Origin of the sequence: Arthrobacter sp. yr096, assembly GCF_900108925.1 — a bacterium.
Lineage (GTDB): Bacteria > Actinomycetota > Actinomycetes > Actinomycetales > Micrococcaceae > Arthrobacter.
Window position 1 is genome coordinate 33,527 of the sequence record NZ_FNYI01000008.1, and the last position, 22,603, is coordinate 56,129.

19 protein-coding genes are annotated in these 22,603 nt (G+C 63.7%); 9 read left to right on the forward strand and 10 right to left on the reverse strand.

The window, feature by feature from the left end; all coding sequences use genetic code 11:
• Positions 1–84 precede the first annotated feature (84 nt).
• Genes BMY91_RS18480 through BMY91_RS18490 form a run of 3 tightly spaced genes read left to right on the forward strand, consistent with a single transcriptional unit; the run spans position 85 to position 3,178 of the window.
• Positions 85–1,263 carry a GGDEF domain-containing protein gene (locus BMY91_RS18480; protein ID WP_090824602.1) on the forward strand — a complete coding sequence of 393 codons (1,179 nt, stop codon included), beginning with the start codon at positions 85–87 and terminating at the stop codon, positions 1,261–1,263.
• Positions 1,260–1,763 carry a hypothetical protein gene (locus BMY91_RS18485; protein ID WP_090824604.1) on the forward strand — a complete coding sequence of 168 codons (504 nt, stop codon included), beginning with the start codon at positions 1,260–1,262 and terminating at the stop codon, positions 1,761–1,763. Before BMY91_RS18480 ends, BMY91_RS18485 begins: the two co-directional genes overlap by 4 nt.
• A complete protein-coding gene (locus BMY91_RS18490) occupies positions 1,760–3,178 on the forward strand; it encodes a putative bifunctional diguanylate cyclase/phosphodiesterase (protein WP_256212824.1) in 1,419 nt (472 codons plus the stop codon). The genes BMY91_RS18485 and BMY91_RS18490 overlap by 4 nt, the downstream gene beginning before the upstream one ends.
• Before the next feature lie 67 nt (positions 3,179–3,245).
• On the opposite strand, the gene purL is transcribed toward BMY91_RS18490, so the two are convergent.
• The 3 genes from purL to purS are packed head-to-tail and all read right to left on the reverse strand — an operon-like array spanning position 3,246 to position 6,575.
• A complete protein-coding gene (gene purL, locus BMY91_RS18495) occupies positions 3,246–5,555 on the reverse strand; it encodes a phosphoribosylformylglycinamidine synthase subunit PurL (RefSeq protein WP_090824606.1) in 2,310 nt (769 codons plus the stop codon).
• Positions 5,552–6,322: a phosphoribosylformylglycinamidine synthase subunit PurQ gene (gene purQ / locus BMY91_RS18500; RefSeq protein ID WP_090824608.1), complete on the reverse strand. Its 771-nt coding sequence runs from the start codon at positions 6,320–6,322 to the stop codon at positions 5,552–5,554. The genes purL and purQ overlap by 4 nt, the downstream gene beginning before the upstream one ends.
• A 1-nt stretch (position 6,323) precedes the next feature.
• A complete protein-coding gene (purS, locus tag BMY91_RS18505; protein WP_011773385.1) occupies positions 6,324–6,575 on the reverse strand; it encodes a phosphoribosylformylglycinamidine synthase subunit PurS in 252 nt (83 codons plus the stop codon).
• A gap of 306 nt (positions 6,576–6,881) precedes the next feature.
• Here purS and BMY91_RS18510 point away from each other — a divergent pair, with 306 nt between their 5' ends.
• Positions 6,882–7,079 carry a hypothetical protein gene (locus BMY91_RS18510; protein ID WP_090824610.1) on the forward strand — a complete coding sequence of 66 codons (198 nt, stop codon included), beginning with the start codon at positions 6,882–6,884 and terminating at the stop codon, positions 7,077–7,079.
• A gap of 122 nt (positions 7,080–7,201) precedes the next feature.
• Positions 7,202–7,492, forward strand: a complete 291-nt coding sequence (locus tag BMY91_RS18515; RefSeq protein WP_090824612.1) for a DUF1540 domain-containing protein — start codon at positions 7,202–7,204, stop codon at positions 7,490–7,492.
• A 61-nt stretch (positions 7,493–7,553) separates the two neighbouring features.
• Here the strand turns inward: BMY91_RS18515 and BMY91_RS18520 are convergent, their stop codons facing one another.
• The gene (locus BMY91_RS18520; RefSeq protein WP_090824614.1) at positions 7,554–8,549 is read right to left on the reverse strand and encodes a manganese catalase family protein; all 996 of its coding nucleotides are present in this window, start codon (positions 8,547–8,549) and stop codon (positions 7,554–7,556) included.
• A gap of 153 nt (positions 8,550–8,702) precedes the next feature.
• A complete protein-coding gene (locus BMY91_RS18525; RefSeq protein WP_090824616.1) occupies positions 8,703–9,650 on the reverse strand; it encodes an NAD(P)-dependent oxidoreductase in 948 nt (315 codons plus the stop codon).
• A gap of 211 nt (positions 9,651–9,861) precedes the next feature.
• Here BMY91_RS18525 and BMY91_RS18530 point away from each other — a divergent pair, with 211 nt between their 5' ends.
• The gene (locus tag BMY91_RS18530) at positions 9,862–12,798 is read left to right on the forward strand and encodes an exo-alpha-sialidase (RefSeq protein WP_256212825.1); all 2,937 of its coding nucleotides are present in this window, start codon (positions 9,862–9,864) and stop codon (positions 12,796–12,798) included.
• Positions 12,799–13,148: 350 nt separating this feature from the next.
• Positions 13,149–16,235, forward strand: a complete 3,087-nt coding sequence (locus tag BMY91_RS18535; protein WP_090824861.1) for a S8 family serine peptidase — start codon at positions 13,149–13,151, stop codon at positions 16,233–16,235.
• A gap of 152 nt (positions 16,236–16,387) precedes the next feature.
• On the opposite strand, the gene galU is transcribed toward BMY91_RS18535, so the two are convergent.
• Genes galU through BMY91_RS18560 form a run of 5 tightly spaced genes read right to left on the reverse strand, consistent with a single transcriptional unit; the run spans position 16,388 to position 20,457 of the window.
• On the reverse strand, positions 16,388–17,245 hold the full coding sequence (gene galU, locus BMY91_RS18540) for a UTP--glucose-1-phosphate uridylyltransferase GalU (RefSeq protein WP_090824619.1): 858 nt from the start codon (positions 17,243–17,245) through the stop codon (positions 16,388–16,390).
• Positions 17,238–18,119, reverse strand: a complete 882-nt coding sequence (locus BMY91_RS18545; protein ID WP_090824621.1) for an acyl-CoA synthetase family protein — start codon at positions 18,117–18,119, stop codon at positions 17,238–17,240. Before BMY91_RS18545 ends, galU begins: the two co-directional genes overlap by 8 nt.
• Positions 18,091–19,098, reverse strand: coding sequence for an LLM class flavin-dependent oxidoreductase (locus BMY91_RS18550; RefSeq protein ID WP_090824623.1), 1,008 nt, complete (start codon positions 19,096–19,098; stop codon positions 18,091–18,093). Before BMY91_RS18550 ends, BMY91_RS18545 begins: the two co-directional genes overlap by 29 nt.
• On the reverse strand, positions 19,095–19,616 hold the full coding sequence (locus tag BMY91_RS18555) for a hypothetical protein (protein WP_090824625.1): 522 nt from the start codon (positions 19,614–19,616) through the stop codon (positions 19,095–19,097). Before BMY91_RS18555 ends, BMY91_RS18550 begins: the two co-directional genes overlap by 4 nt.
• Before the next feature lies 1 nt (position 19,617).
• Positions 19,618–20,457 carry an alpha/beta hydrolase gene (locus tag BMY91_RS18560; protein ID WP_177179955.1) on the reverse strand — a complete coding sequence of 280 codons (840 nt, stop codon included), beginning with the start codon at positions 20,455–20,457 and terminating at the stop codon, positions 19,618–19,620.
• A 202-nt stretch (positions 20,458–20,659) separates the two neighbouring features.
• Between BMY91_RS18560 and BMY91_RS18565 the strand changes: the two genes are divergently transcribed.
• On the forward strand, positions 20,660–21,349 hold the full coding sequence (locus BMY91_RS18565) for a hypothetical protein (protein ID WP_090824863.1): 690 nt from the start codon (positions 20,660–20,662) through the stop codon (positions 21,347–21,349).
• A 67-nt stretch (positions 21,350–21,416) separates the two neighbouring features.
• A complete protein-coding gene (gene wecB, locus BMY91_RS18570) occupies positions 21,417–22,598 on the forward strand; it encodes a non-hydrolyzing UDP-N-acetylglucosamine 2-epimerase (RefSeq protein WP_090824628.1) in 1,182 nt (393 codons plus the stop codon).
• Positions 22,599–22,603 lie beyond the last annotated feature (5 nt).

The following is a 22,603-nucleotide window of genomic DNA, read 5'->3' on the forward strand; positions in this document are numbered from 1 at the left end:
TTGAGCAAATGCCGCATCCGGGTTGAGTAACCACCAAGACACTGGACTCAAAGGCCGAAGGATGACCAGCTGAGGGGGTTGGACATGGTGCTCGATGCGTTTTCAGTAAGAGTCGCCCTGGGCGTGGTCACAGTGACCCTTTTGGTGTTGTTCTGCACCTCCTTCCACCGCACCCGCTCGCCGTACGCCGGTTGGTGGAGCCTGGCTTTGATGGAATTCATGGTGGGCAACGCAGCCTTCCTGCTCAATGGTTCATCGCACCAGCAATGGGCCAACCCTCTGGGCAATGTCCTGGTGGTGGCCGGAGCCTTCAGCGTCTGGGCCGGGGCCCGTTCCCTTCGCGACCTTAAAGCGGTGCCATGGCAGCTGGCCATTGGGCCGGCCGTGACGGCCTTGGCATCCATCCTGGAAAACCCCGGCACCAATGTTTGGTCCGGAGGGATGGTCTACCTGGCCATGATGACGGCGGGCATCGCTCTTGCCGCGAAGGATCTCTGGTTGATCAAGGCCTCGCACTCCCAGGTCCACAAGGCGCTGTCACTGGCCGCTGGCCTCCTGGCTGCCTACTACTTGGGCCGCTGGGTGGTATACGTACTGGAAGGCCCCGGCGGGGAAACTTTCCGCACCTACTTTGGGCCCGGCCCATCCGGGCTGGTCTCCATGGTCCTTTTGGTCACCGTGTCCTTCAGCATGACCGCCCTCACCAGCGATCAACTCATCAAGGGACTCAAGGAACGGGCGGCCCGCGACCATCTGACGGGCCTCCTCAACCGTGGAACCTTCCTGGACCTGGCCACCACAGAACTCAACCGGCTCCACTCGACGGGGTCCGGCGCGGCCGTGGTGCTGGCAGATCTCGATCATTTCAAGGCCGTCAATGACGAATACGGTCACGGGGCAGGAGACGTGGCACTGAGGGCGTTCGCTGAGGCCTGTGCCGCTTCGGTCAGGTCAACAGATCTGATCGGACGTTACGGGGGCGAGGAATTCATCCTCTTCCTGCCCGGAGCCACACAGGACCGTGCCGAAAGCATAGCCACCGAAATCAGCCGCCGCATGGCGGCTACACCGACGCCGGACGGCGTCGCATTCCCCACCATCAGCTATGGAGTCACCTCCAGCATCCCGGCAGGAGCAGATTTGACCTTCATGATCGAGGTAGCGGACGCAGCCCTTTACAGCGCCAAGGCTCAAGGAAGAAACCGGATTGTAGGAGCGGACCGCCTGGAGGCGGCCATTATCGCGGATGAGGCACGATCATGACCTTCAACGAACTCACCACCAAGATCCAGATCCAGCACACGCAGGAGCTGTCCGCTTTCCGGCACAACATCACCAGCGCTCCTTACAAGGCCGGAACGCCCACACAGCTCAATGCTGACCGTCGATCGGTCCGCATGGGCCCCGTCCAGTCAGTGGAGGACGGCAACGCCAACCTGACCATTGTGGCGGACGTGGAAGGCCTCGCCTGGTTCACCGCGGACAAAGGACTTCTGGGCAGCTGCATCACGGTGTCCATCGCAGGCCACCGCAGGAACACGGGTACCCGAGTCCACCTGCCGCTGGCCGAATGCGATGCGTGGATTGAAGCGATCCTCGGAGGATCCTGGATCACGCACGTGTACCGGGCCGGGAACAAGGTGGCGGCCGATGGCAGGCTGGACATCGCCTCCTACCGGCTCTTCCTGGACGAACGGCGCAATCCCGTCTCCAAGCCGCAGGCCGTAGCCGACTCGACGCTCCGAAGCCTGGCAGAATCGTGACCAGCACGGCCCCTGACAGTCCTGCCCATCTGGATCCCCGTCTAGGGAAGCTGGAACGGCACATCCAGGCCCTGATGCAGGAACTCCACCAAGCACGCTACGAACAGCGCCGGGAAGCGCTCACGGACGCGCTCACCGGCGTGGGTAACCGCACGGCGCTGGTCAATGCCTTCCAGGAAGCGCAGGTGGCCGCGGCCCGGGGCGCCCCGCAGCCTGCGCTTTTGCTCCTCAACCTGGATGGGTTCAACGCGCTCAAGAAGTCCGCCGGACACGCGGCCGCGGACCAGGTCCTGGTCACCGTCGCGATGCGCGTCCGGTCCGCTGTCCGGGAGAACGACGTCGTCACCCGCCTGGGCGGCGACGAGTTCGCCGTGCTCTTGCCCGCCACCCCGCAAGCCCGGGCCACCGCCGTCGGGAACCGCATCCTGGCCGCGCTGGAACCCAACATAGACCTCGGAAACAACACAGTGCGTTGTGGTGCCAGCATGGGTCTGCGGATCGCCGAGCCGCACCACACGGTGGAGGACCTGCTCCAGGAAGCCGATTTCGCCGTCGATGAGTCCAAAAGCGAGGGCCGGAACAAGCTCAAAGTGTTCGACCCCGCCACGCTGCACGCCAGGCAACTTCAACGGCAGATAGTGGGCGAACTCCGTGAGGCCATCCGCTCTGAGCAACTGGTCCTCTTTTTCCAGCCGATCGTGGAGCTTGCGACAGGAAAAATCGAAGGCTGCGAGGCCCTGGTCCGCTGGGACCATCCCGTCCACGGGCTGATCATGCCCGACCACTTCATTCCGGTGGCCGAAGCCACCGGGCTCATCGCGGAATTGGGAAGATGGGTCCTGCGCACAGCTGTGCGGCAGCTGCGGCATTGGCGCGACAACCCAGCCACTGCGCAGCACACCTTCTCCATGCGCATCAACGTCTCCGCCGCGGACCTGCAAAGCCTGGAGTTCGTGGACGACGTCAGTGAAGCGTTGGCGGAGGAAAGCCTTCCTCCGGAATCGCTGGTGCTGGAGCTGACCGAGAGCGCCATCATCCAGAACAACGAGCTTGACCGCTACACCTTGGCGAGCCTGCACCGATTGGGCGTTGGACTGGAGATCGACGACTTCGGGGCCGGCTACTCGTCCATGGGCTACCTGCGGAAACTCCCCGTGGACCGCGTGAAGGTGGACCGGCAGTTCGTGAAGGACCTGGGCAAAGACCCGTCCCAGCTCAGCTTCCTGGCCGCAATCCAGGAAGTCATCCGCTCTTGTGGCCTGGAAGGGATCTGGGAGGGGATCGAGTCCGCCGAGCAGGCCGAAGCCCTGCGGAGCATCGGGTGTACCAGCGGGCAGGGGTATTACTTCGGCAAGCCGTTGCCCGAGGCTGACTTTACGGAGCAGTTGTCCCGGCAGCAGACCTGGCCGGCGTAAACTCCTGCGGGAACGCGCAAGGCCCCGGCACTCTTCGAGCGCCGGGGCCTTGCGACGTTAACTGTTCCTAGCCGAAATACTTGGGCAGGGTTGCTTCGTGTGCTTCGCGGAGAGCGTCCAGGGAGAGCTCGTCCACGCCGTTGATCTCCAGCTTTCCGCCGGCAGCGTCAACAACGCCGATCCGGAGGTGGGCGAAGCCGCGGGCGGTGCACATGTCCTTGAACCGGACTTCCTCGGAGCGCGGCACGGAAACGATGGCCCGGGCCTGGGACTCGGAGAACAGGGCGGTGAACAGGTCCACGCCGTCGCGCTCCATGAGTTCCTCAAGGGCGATCCGGGCGCCGACGCCGTAGCGCAGCGAGGACTCCACCAAAGCAGCCGCGAGGCCACCTTCGGAGAGGTCGTGTGCTGCGTCAACCATGCCGTCGCGGGAAGCGTTGATCAGGATCTCGCCCAAAGCGCGCTCTGCTGCGAGGTCAACCTTCGGCGGCAAGCCACCAAGGTGTCCGCGGAGGTTGGACCATTCCGAACCGTCCAACTCTGCTGCGGTGGTGCCCAGCAGGTAGATGGCCTGGCCATCCTCACGCCAGCCCGACGGCGTGCGGCGGGCGACGTCGTCCAGCTTGCCCAGAACTGCCACCACAGGGGAGGGGTGGATCGGCGTGGTGCCGGTCTGGTTGTAGAGCGAGACGTTGCCGCCGGTCACGGGGATGCCGAGTTCCATGCAGGCGTCGGAGAGACCACGGATGGCTTCGGCCAGCTGCCACATGACATCCGGGTCCTCGGGGGAGCCGAAGTTCAGGCAGTCGCTGACGGCCATCGGAATAGCACCGGAGGTGGCTACGTTGCGGTAGGCCTCAGCCAGTGCGAGCTGTGCACCCTGGTACGGCTCGAGGTAGGTGTAGCGGCCGTTGGCGTCAGTAGCCAAGGCAACGCCCAAGCCGGTTTCCTCGTCAACGCGGACCACGCCGGCATCGTCCGGGAACGCCATCGCGGTGTTGCCGCCAACGTAGCGGTCGTACTGCTTGGTGATCCAGGCCTTGCTGCACATGTTCGGTGATGCAACGAGTTCGGTGACGGCTGCGGCCAGCTCGGTGGGAGCCGAGGGACGGCCTGCGTCCTCCACGGAACCGGTGAAGGAGTTGGCCTGCACCGAGTCCTGCCACTCCGGCCGGGCGAACGGACGGTCGTAGACCGGGCCGTCGTGCGCAACGGTGCGGGGATCGACGTCGACGATTACTTCGCCTTCCCAGGTGATGATGAGGCGACCGGTATCGGTAACTTCACCCAACCAGGAGTACTCCACGGCCCACTTGTCCATCACAGCTTCGAACGCGGCGATGTTCTCCGGGGTGACCACGGCCATCATGCGTTCCTGCGACTCGGACATGAGGATCTCGCCCGGGGTCAGCGTGGGGTCGCGGAGCAGGACCGAGGTCAGCTCCACTTCCATGCCGCCGTCGCCGTTGGACGCGAGCTCGGACGTTGCACAGGAAATACCTGCGGCGCCGAGGTCCTGGATGCCTTCAACCAGCGAGCCCTTGAAGAGCTCAAGGCAGCATTCGATGAGGACCTTCTCAGCGAAGGGGTCGCCCACCTGGACGGCCGGACGCTTGGAGGGCTTGGTGTCATCGAAGGACTCCGAAGCGAGCACCGAGGCGCCGCCGATTCCGTCGCCACCCGTGCGGGCACCGAACAGGACAACCTTGTTGCCCTTGCCGGAGGCGTTGGCCAGGCGGATGTCCTCGTGGCGCATGACGCCCACGGCCAGTGCGTTCACCAGCGGGTTGCCCTGGTAGACGGAGTCGAACACCATTTCGCCACCGATGTTCGGCAGGCCGAGGCAGTTTCCGTAGCCACCGATGCCGGCAACAGCACCGTGCATGACGCGGGCGGTGTCCGGGTGGTCGATCGCGCCGAAGCGCAACGGGTCCATCACGGCTACCGGGCGGGCACCCATGGAGATGATGTCGCGGACAATGCCGCCGATGCCGGTAGCGGCACCCTGGTACGGCTCAACGAACGACGGCGAGTTGTGGGACTCGATCTTGAACGTCACGGCCCAGCCGTCGCCCAGGTTGGTGACGCCGGCGTTCTCGCCGATGCCAACCAGCATGTCCTTCTTCATTTCCTCGGTGACCTTCTCGCCAAACTGGCGGAGGTGGTTCTTGGAGGACTTGTAGGAGCAGTGCTCGCTCCACATGACGGAGTACATGGCCAGCTCAGCGCCGGTGGGGCGGCGGCCAAGGACCTTGACGATCTCGTCGAATTCGTTCTGCTTCAAGCCCAGCTCGGCCCACGGGAGTTCCGTGTCCGGGGTCTTGGCAGCGTGCTCAACGGTGTCGATGTTGAACTTCTTGGTGGTTTCCGTGGTCACTTGTCGCCTCCCACAATCTTGGTCAGTACGGAGGTGAAGAAGCCCAGGCCGTCGGTGTCGCGGGGAGCGCCATCAAGGCTTTCGGGGCCGAAGCCGGTTTCCACAGCGTGCTCGGGGTGCGGCATGAGGCCCACCACGTTGCCCGCGGCGTTGGAGATGCCGGCGATGTCGCGGCGGGAGCCGTTCGGGTTGAAGCCCACGTAGCGGAACACCACGCGGCCCTCAGCCTCAAGGGCATCCAGGGTCTTCTCGTCGGCGATGTACTGGCCGTCCTGGTTCTTCAACGGCACAATGATTTCCTGGCCGTCGGTATAGTCCACGGTCCACGCAGTGTTGGCGTTTTCCACGCGCAGCGTCTGGTCGCGGCAGATGAACTTCAGGTGGTCGTTCTTGATCATGGAACCGGGCAGCAGGTGCGACTCGGTGAGGATCTGGAAACCATTGCAAATACCCAAAACCGGGAGCTTTGCCTCGGAGTTCGCAGCATCGATGATCTTGGACATCAACGGCGCGAAACGTGAGATGGCGCCTGCGCGGAGGTAGTCGCCGTAGGAGAAACCGCCGGGGATGATGACGGCGTCAACATCGCCGAGCTCCGAGTCAGCATGCCAAAGCGGCACCGCCGTGGCGCCTGCAAGCCGCACTGCACGGGCGGCGTCGCGGTCGTCCAGGGTTCCGGGGAAGGTGACGACGCCGATCTTGGCGCCAGCCAAACGGGGCTCTGCGGCGACGGCTACAGCCTCGCCAATCAGGGGGATCGACGTCATATCAGGCCTCGACGACCTCGACGTTGACAACATCCTCGATCACCGGGTTGGACAGGAGGGTCTCGGCAGCTTCGCGGGCCTGGGCCAGGATAGCGTCGGTCACCTCGCCGTCGACGGTCAGTTCGAAACGCTTGCCCTGGCGGACTGCGCTGAAGCTGTTGAAGCCGAGGCGGGGCAGTGCACCCACGATGGCCTTCCCCTGGGGGTCCAGAATCTCGGGCTTGGGCATGACGTCAACGACGATCCGGGGCATCCGGTAACTCCTGTGCGTGAGTTGGGTGAACCTTAAATAAGGCTGCCGCGGAGATGCCGTCTCACGCCGTTCAGCCGCATTCAAACAGCGTTATTAACACAGGGTTAAACACGGTGGTGATCTGCAATGTTTGAACGGCATGGGGGGCGCTCCGCGAGCTTGCACACCTATTCTACCGGGAGCCGCGCACATACCCTATTCAGCCGGATTCCGCGAGGACACCCCGCCGTGGCGGGGGAAACAGGGTCAGATCAAGGCCCGACGGCGGCACTTTCGCAGGGTGGCGGGCGTCACTAGGATTGCGGCATGGCTGAGAAACCGAAATCGATGGTGCTGGGCGTTGTGGCCGCAGCCGTTTTTGCCGGATTGGGCCGAATGGTCATCCAGAAGATCATGGCGGACCGGGCCGCACGGGAGAGCCGGGTTGCTGCGCCCCTGGATGAAGAAACCCGGGCAAAAATCAGCCAGGCACTGCGCACACCCAGCCGGGCCCCTGGGAAATAGCCCCTATTAGCGCACGTACAAATGCGCTATTTGAGCGGGTTAAACCACGCATTTCCGGCGTAGTTTGGGTAGTACACGCGGGGTTTACCCCAGTACTTTTCAGGATCCAACCAGGAGGAACAATGACCGAACATGTTGCCGAAGTATCCGCCTGCAGCGTTGGCACGTGCGGATTCAACCACAATGGATGTACGGCCTTTGGAATCACCATAGGTGGCAGCCAGGACCACGCTTCCTGCGCAACGTTCATTGACACCAATGCCATGGGTGGCCTGCCCAAGGTCCTCGCCCACGTTGGTGCCTGCCAGCGGTCCGAGTGCGTCCACAACAACAACCTGATGTGCGAGGCACATGACGTCAAGGTTGGACCCGGCCGCGAAGCTGCAGACTGCCTGACGTACGAGCACGCCTGATACTTTCCTTCGACAAAAAGGGTCCCCGCCTCGGTTGAGGCGGGGACCCTTTTTATGGTGGCTACTTCTTCTTGCTTGCCGGATTCTTTGGCGAAGGCTTGGCTGGCGTGGACGTGGACTCCTTGGGGTTGTCCGCGTCCTTCAGTTCCTGTTCGGCCGTGGCCTGGATCAGGGCCATCAAATCCGGGTCCAGGCCGGGGGCAAATTCTTCCTTGCGTTCCGGCGAGATGGTCATGGGGAATCCGTCGGGCATCTGCTGGGTGCTGAGCTCAGTGCCATCGTTCGATGGTGACGCTCCCCGGTAGAGTTTGCCTGCTTCACTCAGGTTGTCTGCGCTGAAGGTGTACTGGATGCTCTGCAGGCCCTTGTCCAAGAGTTTCTTGACCTCCGGGAATTGCTCGGCGTTGGTCTTGGGGATGGGAAGCAATTTGCCCCAGTTCACGCCCAGGCTCTCCAAAGCCTTGGCATAAGCATTCTCGTGCGCCTGGTCACGGACAATGAGGTACGCGATGGTGGAACGCGCGGTCTTGTTGTCCGTCATTTCGTAGATGCGGCACTTCTGCAGCCTGCCCGTTGATTCCAGCATCAGGTTGTAGAGCAGGTCCAGTACCAGGTTGCCGCTGTTGTAGACGTAGGAGCCACTCCACGGATTGCCGGCAGCATCCACGGGCAGTGCGCCCTGGGCACCCACCAGGTAGTGGTGGATATTGCTGGTGTCCAGCGCGATCTTCAGGGGAGTCGCTCCCTTTGCTCCGGGTTCGTCCACAGGATCGGACTTCTTACCCTGGTAGCGCGGTGAACCATCCAGGAGCTGGGAAATGGTAGTCCCGATGAGCTCCACGTGGCTGATCTCTTCGGTGCCGATGCCCTGGAGGAGGTCCTTGTAGGGTTTCGAGGCGGCGTCACCCCGGAAATTCATGCTTTGGAAGAGGTACTGCATCATGGTGCGCATCTCGCCGAACTGTCCGCCGAGACCTTCCTGGAGGGCATTGGCGGCCGCGGGATCCGGCTCGTCGGAGGCGATTTCATTGATGAGAAGCTGGGTGTGCAGGTACATACGTTTCCTCACGTTGTCTCATGCTGTGCGTGGGATGGAAACCCTCTGCTGGCCACCCCGGACTCCATAACATAAGCATGCTTACTATTTTCACGCAAGGGTATTTCCCGCAAGGAAACCGGCCGGACTGAGCCGGATTGATGCGGGTGTTGGCTAGCCGGCCACCTGGTTGGTCAGTGGCTTGCCGTCCTTGAGTGCGGCGATGTTTTCTGTGACCAGACGGGCGGAACCTTTGGGGCGGTTGCCTGCCACGTGCGGCGTGATGATGAGGTTCGGGGCACTCCACAGTTTCGAGTCGGTGGGGAGGGGCTCAATCTTGGTGACATCCAAGGCCGCGGCGCGCAGGCGGCCCTCGGTAAGAGCTGCAAGAAGTGCGTCTTCGTCCACCGTTGCGCCGCGGCCCACGTTCACAAAAATTGCCGTTGATGGCAGGGCAGCGAGGATCTCCTTGTTGAGGGAGTCCGTGGTTTCCGGGGTGGCGGGCAGGATGGAGATCAGCACGTCGGTTGCACCCAGGACCTCGGACAGTTCGTCGGTGGAAACCACGGGGAATCCGTAACGTTCGCCCTTGGAGTTGGCGACGCCGGTGACCGTCGCGCCCAATGCTGCCAGCAGGGGAGCGAGCCGCCCCGCGATGGAGCCGAAGCCCCAAATGGTGACCTTGGCGCCGTCGAGCGTGTAGAGCTGTTCGGTGGCGGGGTTGGACTGTTCGGCGTTGTAGGGCTGGTTCCACGTGTTTGCCTTCTGGGAATCCTGCAAAACGTCCAGCCGGCGCACGGCTGCCAGTACCAGTGCCAGCGCGTGCTCGGCCACCGGGCCGTCGTGGAGTGAGCGGCCCGAGGTGATGGCCACGGTGTCCGCGAAGCCGGCGGCGAGCACGGAATCCGGGCCGGCCGCGAGCGTCTGGACCAGTTTCAGATGGGGCATTGACCCGGCGGCGTCGGACAGGTTTTCTGACGTGTTCCGCCATACCACCAGAACCTCGGCGTCCCGGTGTTCAGCAGGAATCGGCTGGTCCACCGCGTAAACCACCACATCGTCACGCGCGGCAGCGAGGTGGGCGAGGTCCAGTTCGATGGTGTCCGGGACGAGGATTTTCACGGTGGCTCCAGGGGTCTGTGTTGCGGGGGGCTTTTCGCTCTCGAGGCTATCTCTTCGCCCGGCCCGGGGTGGCTCGTGAACTTCATCTCTAGCAATGTGACGACTGACACCTTATGGTTGTAGGACGTTCGACGTGGCACGTAACACAAGCAGTCTTCATGTCGTCGTTTCGCATCCTCCCGCTCGAAGCAGTTTCGAAAGGACATCGGATTTGAGATCCCCTTCAGCACCTCTGGCCCGCATCGCCGCAACCGGCATCGTGAGCCTGGGCCTTCTGGCCGGCCTGGGCCTTCCCGCCACTGCCGCGCCCATCCCGCCCAGCAACCCTGCGGCAGCTCCCGGCAGTTTCACCGAAGCCAACATCGGAGCTGACCGCACCGCAGCCAACTTCTTCTACCGGATTCCCGCCCTGACGTACCTGGGCAATAATGTGGTGCTTGCCGCGTGGGACGGACGTCCGGATTCAGCGGCGGACGCTCCCAATCCGAACTCGATTGTGCAGCGCCGCAGCACTGACGGCGGCCAGACCTGGGGACCCGTCACGGTCATCGCCGCGGGACACGTTGGCGATGCCAGTGGACCCAAGTACGGCTACAGCGATCCCTCCTACATCTACGATGCCGAGGCGGGCAAGGTCTTCGCCTTCTTCGTGTACTCCAAGGACCAGGGCTTCGGTGGCAGCCAGTTCGGCAACAGCGACGCTGACCGGACGGTGATTTCCTCAGCGGTCATCGAGTCATCGGATGGCGGGCTCACATGGAGTCAGCCGCGGCTGATCACGGGCGTCACCAAGCCCGGGACCAGCAAAACCAGCCCTGTGGCGGGCGATGTCAGGTCCAACTTCGCGTCCTCCGGTGAAGGCATCCAACTCAAGTACGGCCAATACAAGGGCCGCCTGATCCAGCAATATGCCGGTGATGTCCGCCAGGCGGACGGCACCAACAAGATCCAGGCCTACAGCGTCTACTCGGATGACCACGGCGCCACTTGGCACAAGGGCGCCAACGTCGGGGACCGCATGGACGAGAACAAGACTGTGGAACTCTCGGACGGCCGTGTGCTCCTGAACTCGCGGGACAACGCCAACCAGGGCTACCGCAAGGTGGCCATCTCCACGGACGGCGGCGCCAGCTATGGTCCCGTGACGCAGGACACCGAACTCCCGGATCCCGCCAACAACGGCGCCATTGCTCGGATGTTCCCCAACGCAGCGCAGGGCTCAGCTGATGCGCAGAAGCTCATTTTCACCAACGCCAACTCCAAGACCGGCCGCGAAAACGTCTCCGCCCGCGTCTCTTGCGATAACGGCGCCACGTGGCCGGGCGTCCGCACCATCCGTTCCGGATTCTCCGCCTACTCCACCGTGACCCGCCTGGAAGACGGCAAATTCGGTGTGCTCTACGAAGGCAACTACACGGACAACATGCCGTTCGCGAAGTTCGACGACGCGTGGCTGAACTATGTTTGCGCCCCGCTCTCGGTCCCGGCCGTCACCACTGCGCCGGGCGCTACGCAGCAGGTCCCCGTGACCGTTACCAACCAAGAAGCCGCCACATTGTCCGGCGCAACCGCCACTGTGTACACACCCAGTGGTTGGTCGGCCACCACGGTGCCGGTTCCCGACGTCGCTCCCGGCGCCTCGGTCACTGTCAACGTTGCGCTGACAGCGCCGGCCAACGCCAGCGGTCCGCAGAACCTCAACGCAGCCTTCACCACGGCGAATGGCCGGGTTTCGCAGTTCACCTTCGCCGCCACCGTGCCGGTGGCCCCGCAGGTCGGCCTGACCATCACCGGAACGGCGCCCGCCCGCGACGTGGTGGCCAGCCCGTACCAAGTGGGCGAGGTCCTCAGCTACTCGCTCAACGTCAAGAGCACCGCCAACGTCACGGCCAACTCGGTGCCGCTCTCCGGGACCTTCGACTCCGGGTTCCTTCCGCCGTCGGCCCCTAACTGCCGCTACAACAACCTGGCCGCAGGTGCGAATTACACCTGCACCACCGCCAAGCACGTGATCACGGCAGCAGATGTCCAACGCGGCTACTTCGTGCCGGAGGCAAGCTTCAGCATCACCTCCAGTTCGACGCCGTCACTCACCAAAACCGTCCCGTTCACCGGCGCTGCGGTGGCCCTGCGTGACGGACTGCTGACGGCCGACATCGCCGGGGCGCGTGCCGACGTCGGGCGTGACCTGGCAACCCAGCCGTACGCGGCCGGAGACCTTGTCCCGTATACGTTCTCGGTGAAGAACACGAGCCCGCTGGTGGAGAAAGTGGTCCCCACTGCCGGTAACTTCAGCCCCTTCCTCCCGGAAGGGCCAGGCAACTGCCGCTACAGCGTGCTCCCCGCAGGCCAGAGCTACCAGTGCGCCACCCCGCGCCATACCGTGACCGCAGAAGAAGCCGCGCAGGGGTTCTTTGTCCCCACCAGCACCTGGGACGTGAGCTCGGCGGGCCAAACCACCAAGACCTTCACGGTGAATGGCGGCGAAGTGGACCTGAAAGTCCGCGAGCCCAAGCTGGAAGGAACTGTGTCCGCCCAGTGGAGCGACGCTGACGGCGACCGGTTCGCCAGCGTCGGCGATCCCGTGACGTACACCTACACGGTAGGAAATGCCGGGAACGTGGCGGTCACCGGGCTGGAAGCACCCGAGGCCGGCATCTCGGCAGCCACGTTGGCCGCCGGTGACACCGTCACCGCTACCCGCGATCATGTGCTGACTTCCGCGGACGTTGCGGCGGGGACTCTGGAAGGGGTTTCTTTCAGGGCGACCGCACGCAACGGAGCCCTGGAGGCCGCAGCTGCGGCATCGGGTGACCCTGTGGAGTTGAAGGTCCAGCCCCTCCAGCCATCCTCTGATCCCGCCATCGCCCCGCAGGAGCTGGGCACGCCACCCCTTGACCTGGGCGCCGCGGACAAATACCGGACCGGCCAGAAGGTGGTGCTCAAGGGGCTCGAGTATGGCCAGTGGTACTACGTGTACTTGAACAAGACGGGATACCGCCTGGGGTGGATCTTCCCCACCACGGACAACACGGTGGAGTTCATCCTTCCCCCGGATGCGAAGAACGGCCGTGACGACGTTGTGGTCCTGGACGAGGATGGCGCCCAGGTCTCCTTCGACAGGCTGCACGTGACACCCAAGGGCTGACTTTTTGGGGCTGTGACAAGCGGCGGACCGCGGGTCATTTACCGCGGTCCGCTGTTGGTCGTTCCATGACGAATCACCCGCACTGTGACAAGACAAATTTCCCAAAATGTGCTGTATGTCATATTCGGCTATCACTAGGTACTCTGTGACTCGGCTGGTTGCGCGGCTTTGACAAGAACTGTCAAAGGTTCAACCAACTACTAGTTGACAGGCCTTGGTGATGGAGCCCGGGCCTCCCTCAGTGAAAGGTGCAACCACTCGTGAAATCACAAGGAAAGAGCTTCGTCAGAAGCGGGGGGCTTCGGAAGGCCGCGGCGCTCGCCGTCGGACTGCCGTTGCTGCTCTCGTCAATGGCGATGCCTGCCCAGGCCGCTCCCGCCCCGGAGACGCCCGGGAACGTTGCGGGCGTGGCCAAGAAGAACCTTGACCCCAGCACATACAAGGACGGCCGCTACATGGTGGTCCTTGCCGAGAAGCCTGCGGCTACTTACGACGGCGGCACGGCGGGACTCGCGCCTACCAAGCCGGAGGAGGGCAAAAAGCTCGACGCCGACAGCGCCGAGGTGAAGGAATACCAATCGCACCTGCAGCAGAAACAGCAGGAGGTCGCGAAACAGGAAAACATCACGATCGAGCGTGACTTCACCACGGCAGTCAACGGTTTCAGTGCCAACCTGACCGCAGACCAGGCCATTAACCTGGCCAAGGATCCCAAGGTCCTCATGGTTGCCCCGGACACGCAGTACGCCCCGGACTACTCCACCACCGACTTCCTCAAGCTCAGCGGCCCCAACGGTACCTGGGCCACGCAATACGGTGGGCAGGACAACGCCGGCAAGGGCACCGTTGTTGGCGTGATCGACACCGGCTACACCCCGTCCAACCCGTTCTTCGCCGGAGAGCCCGTCGGCCCGCTGGTGGGCAACCCCCAGGTAGGCGTTCCCTACCGCACCGCTGACGGCAAGATCGCCATGCTGAAGGCCGATGGCGATACGTTCATCGGCGAATGCCAGGCCGGTACCGATACCGGCGCTGACTACGACGGCAGCGCCTGCAACTCCAAGGTCCTCAGCACCCACTACTTCGCCGACGCCTTCCTGGAAACAGTCCCGCCGGAAAACCGTGCCCCGGAAGAAGTCATCTCCCCCGTTGACGTGGACAGCCACGGCACCCACACGGCCAGCACCGCGGCGGGCAACGCCAACGTCGACGCCGTCGTGGACGGCCGCAGCTTCGGAACCACCAGCGGGATCGCTCCCGCCGCCAAGCTCTCCGTGTACAAGGTCTGCTGGGAAGACACCGATCCTGCCACGGGTGGCTGCTACGGCTCCGCTTCCGTCGACGCGATCGAACAGGCCATCCTGGACGGCGTGGACGTCCTGAACTACTCCATCTCAGGCTCCACCACGTCCACCACGGATCCCGTATCCCTGGCGTTCCTCTCGGCAGCTTCCGCCGGCATCTTCGTGGCAACCTCGGCCGGCAACTCCGGGCCGACCGCCAGCACCGTGAACCACGGAGCACCGTGGCTGACCACGGTTGCCGCTACCTCGTTCTCGCAGGAGCTTCAGGGCACTGTCGAATTCTCAGACGGCAGCAAATTCCGCGGAGCGTCCATCATGAACCGCGAGGTGAGCGGGGCCGGCGTCGTGCTGTCCACCAACGCTGCAAGCGGTGAAGGCAACGCGGCACTCTGTGCTCCCGGGTCCCTGGATCCGGCCAAGGTTGCCGGCAAGGTTGTGGTCTGTGACCGCGGCGTTGTTGACCGTACCGCCAAGAGCGCCGAGGTCCTGCGCGGCGGTGGCGTGGGCATGATCCTGGTGAACCTGACGGATTCTTCGCTGGACACGGACAAGCACGTCATCCCCACGGTCCACGTGAACCCGCCAGCAACGCAGACCATCAAGGACAAAGTGACGGCCAACCCGGCCATCACCGTGTCCCTGCTGAACCGCGACACCACGGGCCTGCCTGCTGAAGCGCAGCCGCAGATCGCTGGATTCTCCTCCCGCGGACCGCTGCTCGCTACCGACTCGGATCTGTTGAAGCCCGACGTATCCGCTCCCGGTGTCGCAATCCTCGCCGGTGTTTCCCCGATCGGAACCGGTGGAGACAACTTCGGCTTCCTGTCCGGAACATCCATGGCCTCACCGCACGTGGCCGGTTTCGGCGCACTGATCCTGGGCAAGAACCCGCAGTGGTCCCCGGCTACCGTGAAGTCCGCCATGATGACCACCGCCGGTCCGGTCAAGCTGGCCAACGGCGCCATCAACAAGGATGTCTTCGCCACCGGTGCCGGACAGGTTGACCCCGCAAAGGTCCTCAGCCCGGGCCTCGTCTACGACGCCACCACGGAGGACTACCTCAAGTTCATCCAGGGCACCGGCATGGACCTGGGCATCGAAGGGCTCGGTACCACCGCTGCCCGCGACATGAACGTACCTTCCTTCGCGCTGGGCAACCTGGCCGGCAAGATCGAGGTCACCCGCACGGTCACCGCACTGACCCCGGGCCTGTACCGCGCCTCAGTCAACGTCCCCGGCGTCAACGTCAAGGTCACCCCGTCCGTCCTGAACTTCGGGGCAGCCGGAGAGAAGAAGACGTTCAAGGTGCAGTTCGAAAACAACAACGCAGCCCTGGGCAAGTTCGCCATGGGTTCGCTGAGCTGGCAGGGCGCCAACAAGACAGTCACCTCGCCCATCGCCGTCCGGCCGCAGTCCGTCATTGCGGACAAGGCCCTGGCGTTCACGGGAACCGGGCCCAACGGCTCCGCCACCATCAACATCACCTCCGGCACCAACCTGCCCGTCGGTGTCACGGTTGACGGACTGTCCAAGGCTGATTCCTCGGCAGTGGAACTGGTCCCGGGTCCCTTCGCAGGCGAGACCAACGCGTCCAACTACGTGAAGAAGGTGACCGTTGGTGAGGGCAGCGCCCTTGCCAAGTTCTCGGTGATTTCCTCCAACGAGGCCGCGGACTTCGACATGCTGGTCCTCACCCCCTCCGGCCAGCAGTTGCCGGCCGCAACGGCCTCGGCCAGTGAGACACTGTCCGTTCCCAACCCGGCACCCGGCGACTACTACGTCTTCGCCAACCTCTATGCCAGCCCCAACAACCAGCCCACCAAGGCCACTGTTGATGCTGCCGTCCTGGGTGCCAACCAGGGCAACGCCACCGTGACGCCGAACCCGATCCGCCTGGCCAACGGCAAGACGGGCCAGATCACGCTGAACTGGAAGAACCTGACCCCGGGTTCCTACATCGGCCGCCTCACCTTCGCAGGGACCAGCGAGCCGAGCTTCGTCACCGTCCTGGTCAACCCGGGCGGAGCCGTAGTGGTCCCGGACGAGGAAGACCCCAAGAAGGACAAGAAGGACAAGAAACCGCGCGGCAAGATCCGCGCTGACGAGCCGGTACAAAGCAACAACGCCGGCTAAGGCTTTCTTGATGTAGTGACGGCAGTGGCCGGTGGGGCTTCCCACCGGCCACTCTGCTTTACCCGTCAAGCACCTGCCGGCTCTTGAACGAATTGAGTCCTTCCTGCGGGGAGGCCCTCCGGCTGGTCCACGTCGCTGAGGCAAACATTTTCCTAGAGCCACGCACGCAGCCCGGGCCCGGTGTCCTCGCGTTCCAAAGCCACCGTCATCACGGCCTTGAGATAGCTCAACTTGTCGCCCGTATCGAAGCGCCGGCCACGGAACACCACCCCGTACACTCCGGAGCCCGGTCCGTCGGAAACCGCAAGGGTTTGCAGGGCATCCGTCAGCTGAATTTCCCCTCCACGGCCCGGAGGCGTTTGCTCAAGTACCTCAAAAACCCGTGGATGAAGAACGTAGCGGCCAATGATGGCAAGGTTCGACGGCGCGTGGTCGGGTTCAGGTTTTTCGACAAGACCGCGGACCCTGAAGGCCCCCTCCACGTCGCTGGAGGCAACGTCGGCACAGCCGTAGGAACTGATCTGTTCCGGCTCCACCTCCATCAAGGCCACCACTGAGCCCCCGGTGCGTTCCTGGACCTGGGCCATGTCGTCCAGAATGCTGTCCCTTTCATCGATGAGGTCGTCGCCGAGCAGCACCGCGAACGGTTCATTGCCAACGTGTGCCCGCGCACGCAGGACGGCATGGCCCAGTCCTTTCGGGTCGCCTTGGCGCAGGTAATGCAGATCCGCCAGCGACGAGGACTCCTGGACGGCAGCCAATTTGGTGTGGTCTCCCTTGGCTATCAGGGTTTGTTCCAGGAAGGGCTCGCGGTCGAAGTGATCCTCCAAAGCCCGCTTGTTCCGCCCGGTGATCATCACAACGTCAGTAATACCCGCCCGGACTGCTTCTTCCACGACGAACTGGATGGCGGGCTTGTCTACGACGGGGAGCATCTCTTTGGGCATCGCCTTGGTGGCCGGCAGGAACCTCGTTCCGAGCCCCGCAGCGGGGATGACTGCCTTACGCATGGGAATCCTTTGGTTGGTGGTTGGTACCGGCAACAAAGTCCGCCGGGCAGTAATCGGACATATCCTCAAAAGCTGTTGAGGGGTCCCAGTGATGGAAAATGGCGCATGGGAAAGCGTCCGCCAGGGCGGTGCGGGAATTCCTGTCGAAGGGTTCAAGGACCATGACGTCGCGGAACTGAGCGAAGACAGCACCGGGAACGTCGCGGAGCCTCCGGGGAAGCGCCGAAGGGACCACCAGCAGGTCCGCTTCGGTCTCGCGGAGATGCTGCCCGAGACAGTCTCCAGTCAGTGATTCGTGGTGGTTGATCAGATCGACCGTCCCGCCCGCGGCCAGAACCGCCCACACATCGATCATGGACCCCGGGTGCACCATGCTGCTGAGTCCAAGCACGGTGCGCGTCGAGAGGCTGAACCTCTTTTCAGCGCCCTCAAGAACAGCTGTGAACTCCTGGAGATCCACCGCAGTTGGCCCGGCGGCAGGCTCTTCATGAAGCCACACGGCAGGGGGAAAAGACGGTGCGGTTCCGGACCCGGGGGCAGCCTTGAGGTAGTCGCCGTCGGGGTGCATGAAGCCGGTAGCCTGCTCAAGGATCGCATGGGCAGGCAGCGTTCCTTCGGCACCTGAGTGGAGCGGAAGCCCGGCAGCCCCCAGTGCCCACAGCGCCGCGGATTCCACCAGGCTGTCCGGGCCCGGGGCTGCGGCAAATGCCACGAGTTCACCCGCCCGTACGCCTTTGAGCTGCATGGCCAGGGCCCTGGTGTTGATCTGCCTGTCCACGGCCGCGTAAGGGAAGTCATGGCAATTCCACCGAAGGGCCACCTTGCCAGGGTGGTGCCTGGCTACATCATGAATGGCTGAAACGAGGGGATGCACTCCTTACCCCTTCCTGGGCGGCTGCCCCTTCCTGGGCGGGCCGGGCACCGGTGTCTCCAGGGGACAGCCGGGCAAAGGCGCGGGCGATCAGCGTGTTGGAGCTGATGCGGTCCTCCAGGGAGGGAACAGGGCTGCTGATCATCAGTTCATTGACCCCCAGTTCTTCCGCCAGGACGGTGAGTTGATGGGCAACGTCGTCCGCGGCGCCGACGATCAGCCGGCTTTCGTTGTTTTCAGTCCGGCGAAGCTCCTCTGCGGACCACCCTGCAGGATCTGTGGTGAGGGGGAAGGGTTCGTCCAGGCCGAGGTCTTTCCGTGCCCTCCAGAGCCTCACCGGGTTGGCGAGTTCCTGTGCCTTGGCATCGGTGTGGGCAGCGATGGCCCGCACAGCAAGGAGCGCCTCCGGTTGCTTCCGCACCGCACCGGCACGAAAGTTCTCCCGGTAGTGCGCCAGGGCTGTCCTGGCGCTTCCGGTGTTGAGGAAGTGGGCATGGGCGTATCCTGCTCCGGTGGCGGCGGCCAGGGGCGCCGAGCCGGTGCCGGCGCCCAGCAGCCAGATGTCCAGGTCATCCCGGCCCTCCGTTCCGGGCATCAGGCCAAGCCGTGCATGCAGTTCGATGATCTTCTCGTTGAAGGAACCCGTACCGCCGCTGCCGGCCCGGCCGAGGCCGAGGTTCACGCGGCCCGGATGGAGGGCCGCAAGGATGTCGAAGGACTCCGCAACCTGCCAGGGTTCATGCAGGCCCAGCAGGACCCCGCCGGAGCCGACAGTGATCCTGGTGGTGGCATCCAGGACGGCCATCGCCATGAGGGCGGGAGTGGTGCCGGCGAAGCCCGGGGAATCGTGGTGTTCGGCGAGCCAGAAGCGGTGGTAGCCGGCTTCCTCCGCAGCACGGGCCAACGCAATGGTTTCACCCAGTGCCCCGGCCTTGCTGTGGCCGGCGGCGATGGGGGATTGGTCGAGGACTGAGAGCTTCATCGCGTCGAGGTGGTGGTGCCGGGCTTGGAGGACGGAACGATCGTGTAATCGGCCAGGAAAACGAGGTTGTGGATCTCGGCCGACGCAATGGCACGCAGGATCGGCAGTTCCTGTGCGGCCTGTTCGGGGGTAAACACGTTCAGCGGCCATTCTTTGACCGTCCCGCCCCGTAAGTGGGGGTGGTGGAAACCGCGTCCGTAATAGGCGTGAATGGTGATCGGTGGGATGCCGGCGGCGCGCTGTTCGGCCCACCCCAGCGTCCAGGAGCAGATCAGCCCGGTGTCCGGTGAACGGCCAATGCCTGAGGACTCCACGGTGCCCTGGCCCAGCATGAGGACATCATTGACTTCATCCAGAGCCTGGCGTGCGTAGGGTTCCAGCAGATCGACTGCCGAGCGGAAGAGAGCTTCCTTGTCCTGCCGGCTCACGGCCTCTCCGTGCGTTCCATCGCGGAGGTCAGCGAAGTGCCGCAGCAGGGCCTTGGTGTAAGCGGCGTCCGGGCTGGTGGTGGTGCTCATCTCATGCTCCTTCAGTTGTAGCTGGTTGGTTGTTCTTGAGGCTCAGGCGGGTTTGGATCCACCGATGGACCGGGTTCGCCGGGGAGCTGTCCAGGAAGTGTCCGTGGGCGACGGCCGGGCTTACTTCCAGGTCCACAGGGACCGACGATGCTGCCAACCGCTGGGCGAATTGCTCGACGTCGTCGCGCACCGGGTCAGCCGCGCCGACTATGAGGGAAACAGGACAGAGCCCAGTGAGTCTGGCCGCGTGCAACGGCGAAAGGTACAGCCGTTCCCGTAGGTCGGTTCCGGAGCCGGCGTACTCGCCCCACGCATCCAGCAGCAGTGATCGGGGCGGGAAGGACCTGCTGCGCCGGTAAGACGCTGCGCTGCACTCGGGATCCAGCGGGGGATAGGCCAGGACTTGTCCGTGAAGGGGCAGCCCATTGTCCCGGAACCAGAGTGCGACACCCGCGGCCAGGGTTCCACCTGCGCTGTCACCGCCCACCAGCACCGGGTGACTGTACTTTTGCTGTGCCCAGAGAGTGGCTGCGGCGATGTCCATCACCGCGGTGGGGTGGAGCCATCGGGGAGCGAGCCGGTAGCCAACGCTGATGATCCTTGCAGTGCCAAGAGAGGCCAGAGCGGCGCACGCTTCATGCCAACCTTCAATGGACCCGCGGGTCCAGCTGCCGCCATGCGCCCACACCAGTGTTACGGACGGGCGGGCCGCGGCTTCATAAACGCGCAGCCGGATATCCGCACCGTCCGCCCCCTGCACAAAGAGGTCCGACCACGGCACAGTGGGCCGTTTTTCGCGGAGGCGCGGGGCCCCGGGCAGCGCAGAAGTATCTGAAGTCATGCTTTCATCCTTCATGCCATGAAGGATCCGCGCCTGTCCCTGTTCTGCCTATCACTGACAGGGGGTGGATAACTTTGCCTGGCACTGCCAATACTTGCTCCAGTGGGACAGTGTTGTGGCCTGGCGAAGGTTTCGCACCGTTCCACTTCTTTGTGCCGATCCGTAGGTGCGCAGAGATTGAATGATGACCTTGGGGGTAATTGTGGGAACTGTCCTATTGGAAGAACTGTCCTTCAGCAGCGGGTTGACTCACGCCGTGGTGCTGCGGGACGTGCAGCAGTACGAGGTGACAGGACCCGTCGTCGTGGTGAACCTTGCCGGCAGCGACGCGTTCGTCGGTCACGGACAGTCAGCGGCATTACCGGCCTTTAGCTCCACGATTCTCCACGGCGGTTCCATAACAGGGGCCCTGCTCGCCATGCTTTCCGTGGAGACGGTCCAGAATGGGGAACAGCTGGCACGGGACCTCGGGTGGTCCGACTTCTACGGTGCCCAAACCGGACAGCCGGTCCTGCTGCGCTCCTCGCAGGACACCGTGGGGACGGTCCTGCTGGACCCTGCGTTGGTTCTGCGCCAGCCCGGGCTGACGCCGGGAGAGAAGTCCTTCATTGTGAAGGCCAATCTGTGGTTCAGCCCTGCAGGAACCGACTGCGGAATCCATAACCGGCATGACTTCATCGAGGTCCACACCCAGATTTCCGGTCTCGGACGCATGCAGAAATTCACATCTCAGGACCACGCGTCCCTCTATGAGGACCAGCTGTTGAGCCCCGGCAATACCAACCCCGTGCCGTTCTGTCTGGAGCGGGAGGGTACTTTCACCTACCCGTGGCACCAGTACCGGGCAGACACAGACTGTATCTGGCTCGCGCTGGAATACCACCTCAGCTAATCACTCCGTCTCATATCCGCCGGCGACAACCGGCAGGTCCTTTATGCCCATTTTCAGGAGAGCAGCAATGAAAAACATTGGAATTGTCTTCGGGACACGACCCGAAGCTGTGAAATTTGCCCCCATCATCCACGCCCTGATCCAGGATCCCCGTTTCCGCCCGGTGCTGATTTCCACCGGCCAGCACCGCGAAATGCTTGACAGCACGCTGGAGGAATTCGGCATCACCCCTGATGTTGAACTGCGCATCATGAAAGAGCAGCAGACCCTCTCCCAGGTGACCCACCGGATACTGGAAGGACTCTGCTCCGGAGACCACATGGAAGGCCTCGACGCCGTCATGGTCCATGGGGACACCGCCACAACCCTGGCCGGCGCCCTGGCCGCACTGCACCGCTCCGTGCCCATCATCCACGTCGAGGCCGGCCTGCGAAGCGGGAACAATTACTCGCCGTTCCCCGAAGAAGTGAACCGGAAGCTGGTGGCGCAGATCGCCGCGCTGCACTTGGCCCCCACTCCGGGAAACAGCGCCAACCTGATCCGTGAAGGCGTCCGGGAACACTCAATCGTGATCACCGGAAACACCATAGTTGATGCCCTGCAGTGGGGGATGAACAACCTTCGCGGCTACGGGGAACCGGCATTGGCGGATCTCGACAATGATCCCCGCAAGGTGATCCTGTCCACCACCCACCGGCGTGAAAGCCACGGCAAGCCCATGCGGGAGATCGCTGCCGCCTTGGCTGACATCGCCCGGCGACGTGAGGACGTGCGCATTGTGGTCCCGCTGCACCTGAACCCGAAGGTTCGCGAAGTCATGGTTCCGGTGCTGAGCGGTATCCCCAACGTGGACATGGTGGACCCTCTTCCATACCTGAGCTTCTGCAGGCTCCTGCAGCGCAGCGACCTGATCCTCTCGGACAGCTCCGGGGCCGAGGAAGAAGGCCCGGCGCTGGGCAAGCCGACGCTGGTGTTGCGGGAAATCACCGAACGCAGCGAGTCGATCCTGACGGGAAGTTCGCGCCTGGTCAGCCGAAACCGTGGCCAGATCGTTCACGAGGTGGAACGCCTGCTGGATGATCCGAACGCCTACATGGAGATGGCGACCGCGATTAACCCCTACGGTGATGGCAAAGCCACCGACCGGACCATTGCCGCCGTGGCCCACTATTTCAAGTTGGGCCCGGCCGCCATGCCGTTCGTGCCGGGCGCAGATTTCGTGCCGGCACCGACACGGACCGCAGCATGACCAGG

What these genes read in the sequence shown, in the direction of transcription:
- BMY91_RS18480 (WP_090824602.1), top strand. Translation starts at nt 85, where the DNA reads ATGGTGCTCGATGCGTTTTCAGTAAGAGTCGCCCTGGGCGTGGTCACA.
- purS (WP_011773385.1), bottom strand. Translation starts at nt 6,575, where the DNA reads ATGCCCCGGATCGTCGTTGACGTCATGCCCAAGCCCGAGATTCTGGAC.
- BMY91_RS18485 (WP_090824604.1), top strand. Translation starts at nt 1,260, where the DNA reads ATGACCTTCAACGAACTCACCACCAAGATCCAGATCCAGCACACGCAG.
- galU (WP_090824619.1), bottom strand. Translation starts at nt 17,245, where the DNA reads ATGCGTAAGGCAGTCATCCCCGCTGCGGGGCTCGGAACGAGGTTCCTG.
- purQ (WP_090824608.1), bottom strand. Translation starts at nt 6,322, where the DNA reads ATGACGTCGATCCCCCTGATTGGCGAGGCTGTAGCCGTCGCCGCAGAG.
- BMY91_RS18555 (WP_090824625.1), bottom strand. Translation starts at nt 19,616, where the DNA reads ATGAGCACCACCACCAGCCCGGACGCCGCTTACACCAAGGCCCTGCTG.
- BMY91_RS18520 (WP_090824614.1), bottom strand. Translation starts at nt 8,549, where the DNA reads ATGTACCTGCACACCCAGCTTCTCATCAATGAAATCGCCTCCGACGAG.
- BMY91_RS18510 (WP_090824610.1), top strand. Translation starts at nt 6,882, where the DNA reads ATGGCTGAGAAACCGAAATCGATGGTGCTGGGCGTTGTGGCCGCAGCC.
- wecB (WP_090824628.1), top strand. Translation starts at nt 21,417, where the DNA reads ATGAAAAACATTGGAATTGTCTTCGGGACACGACCCGAAGCTGTGAAA.
- BMY91_RS18560 (WP_177179955.1), bottom strand. Translation starts at nt 20,457, where the DNA reads ATGACTTCAGATACTTCTGCGCTGCCCGGGGCCCCGCGCCTCCGCGAA.
- BMY91_RS18515 (WP_090824612.1), top strand. Translation starts at nt 7,202, where the DNA reads ATGACCGAACATGTTGCCGAAGTATCCGCCTGCAGCGTTGGCACGTGC.
- BMY91_RS18550 (WP_090824623.1), bottom strand. Translation starts at nt 19,098, where the DNA reads ATGAAGCTCTCAGTCCTCGACCAATCCCCCATCGCCGCCGGCCACAGC.
- BMY91_RS18535 (WP_090824861.1), top strand. Translation starts at nt 13,149, where the DNA reads ATGGCGATGCCTGCCCAGGCCGCTCCCGCCCCGGAGACGCCCGGGAAC.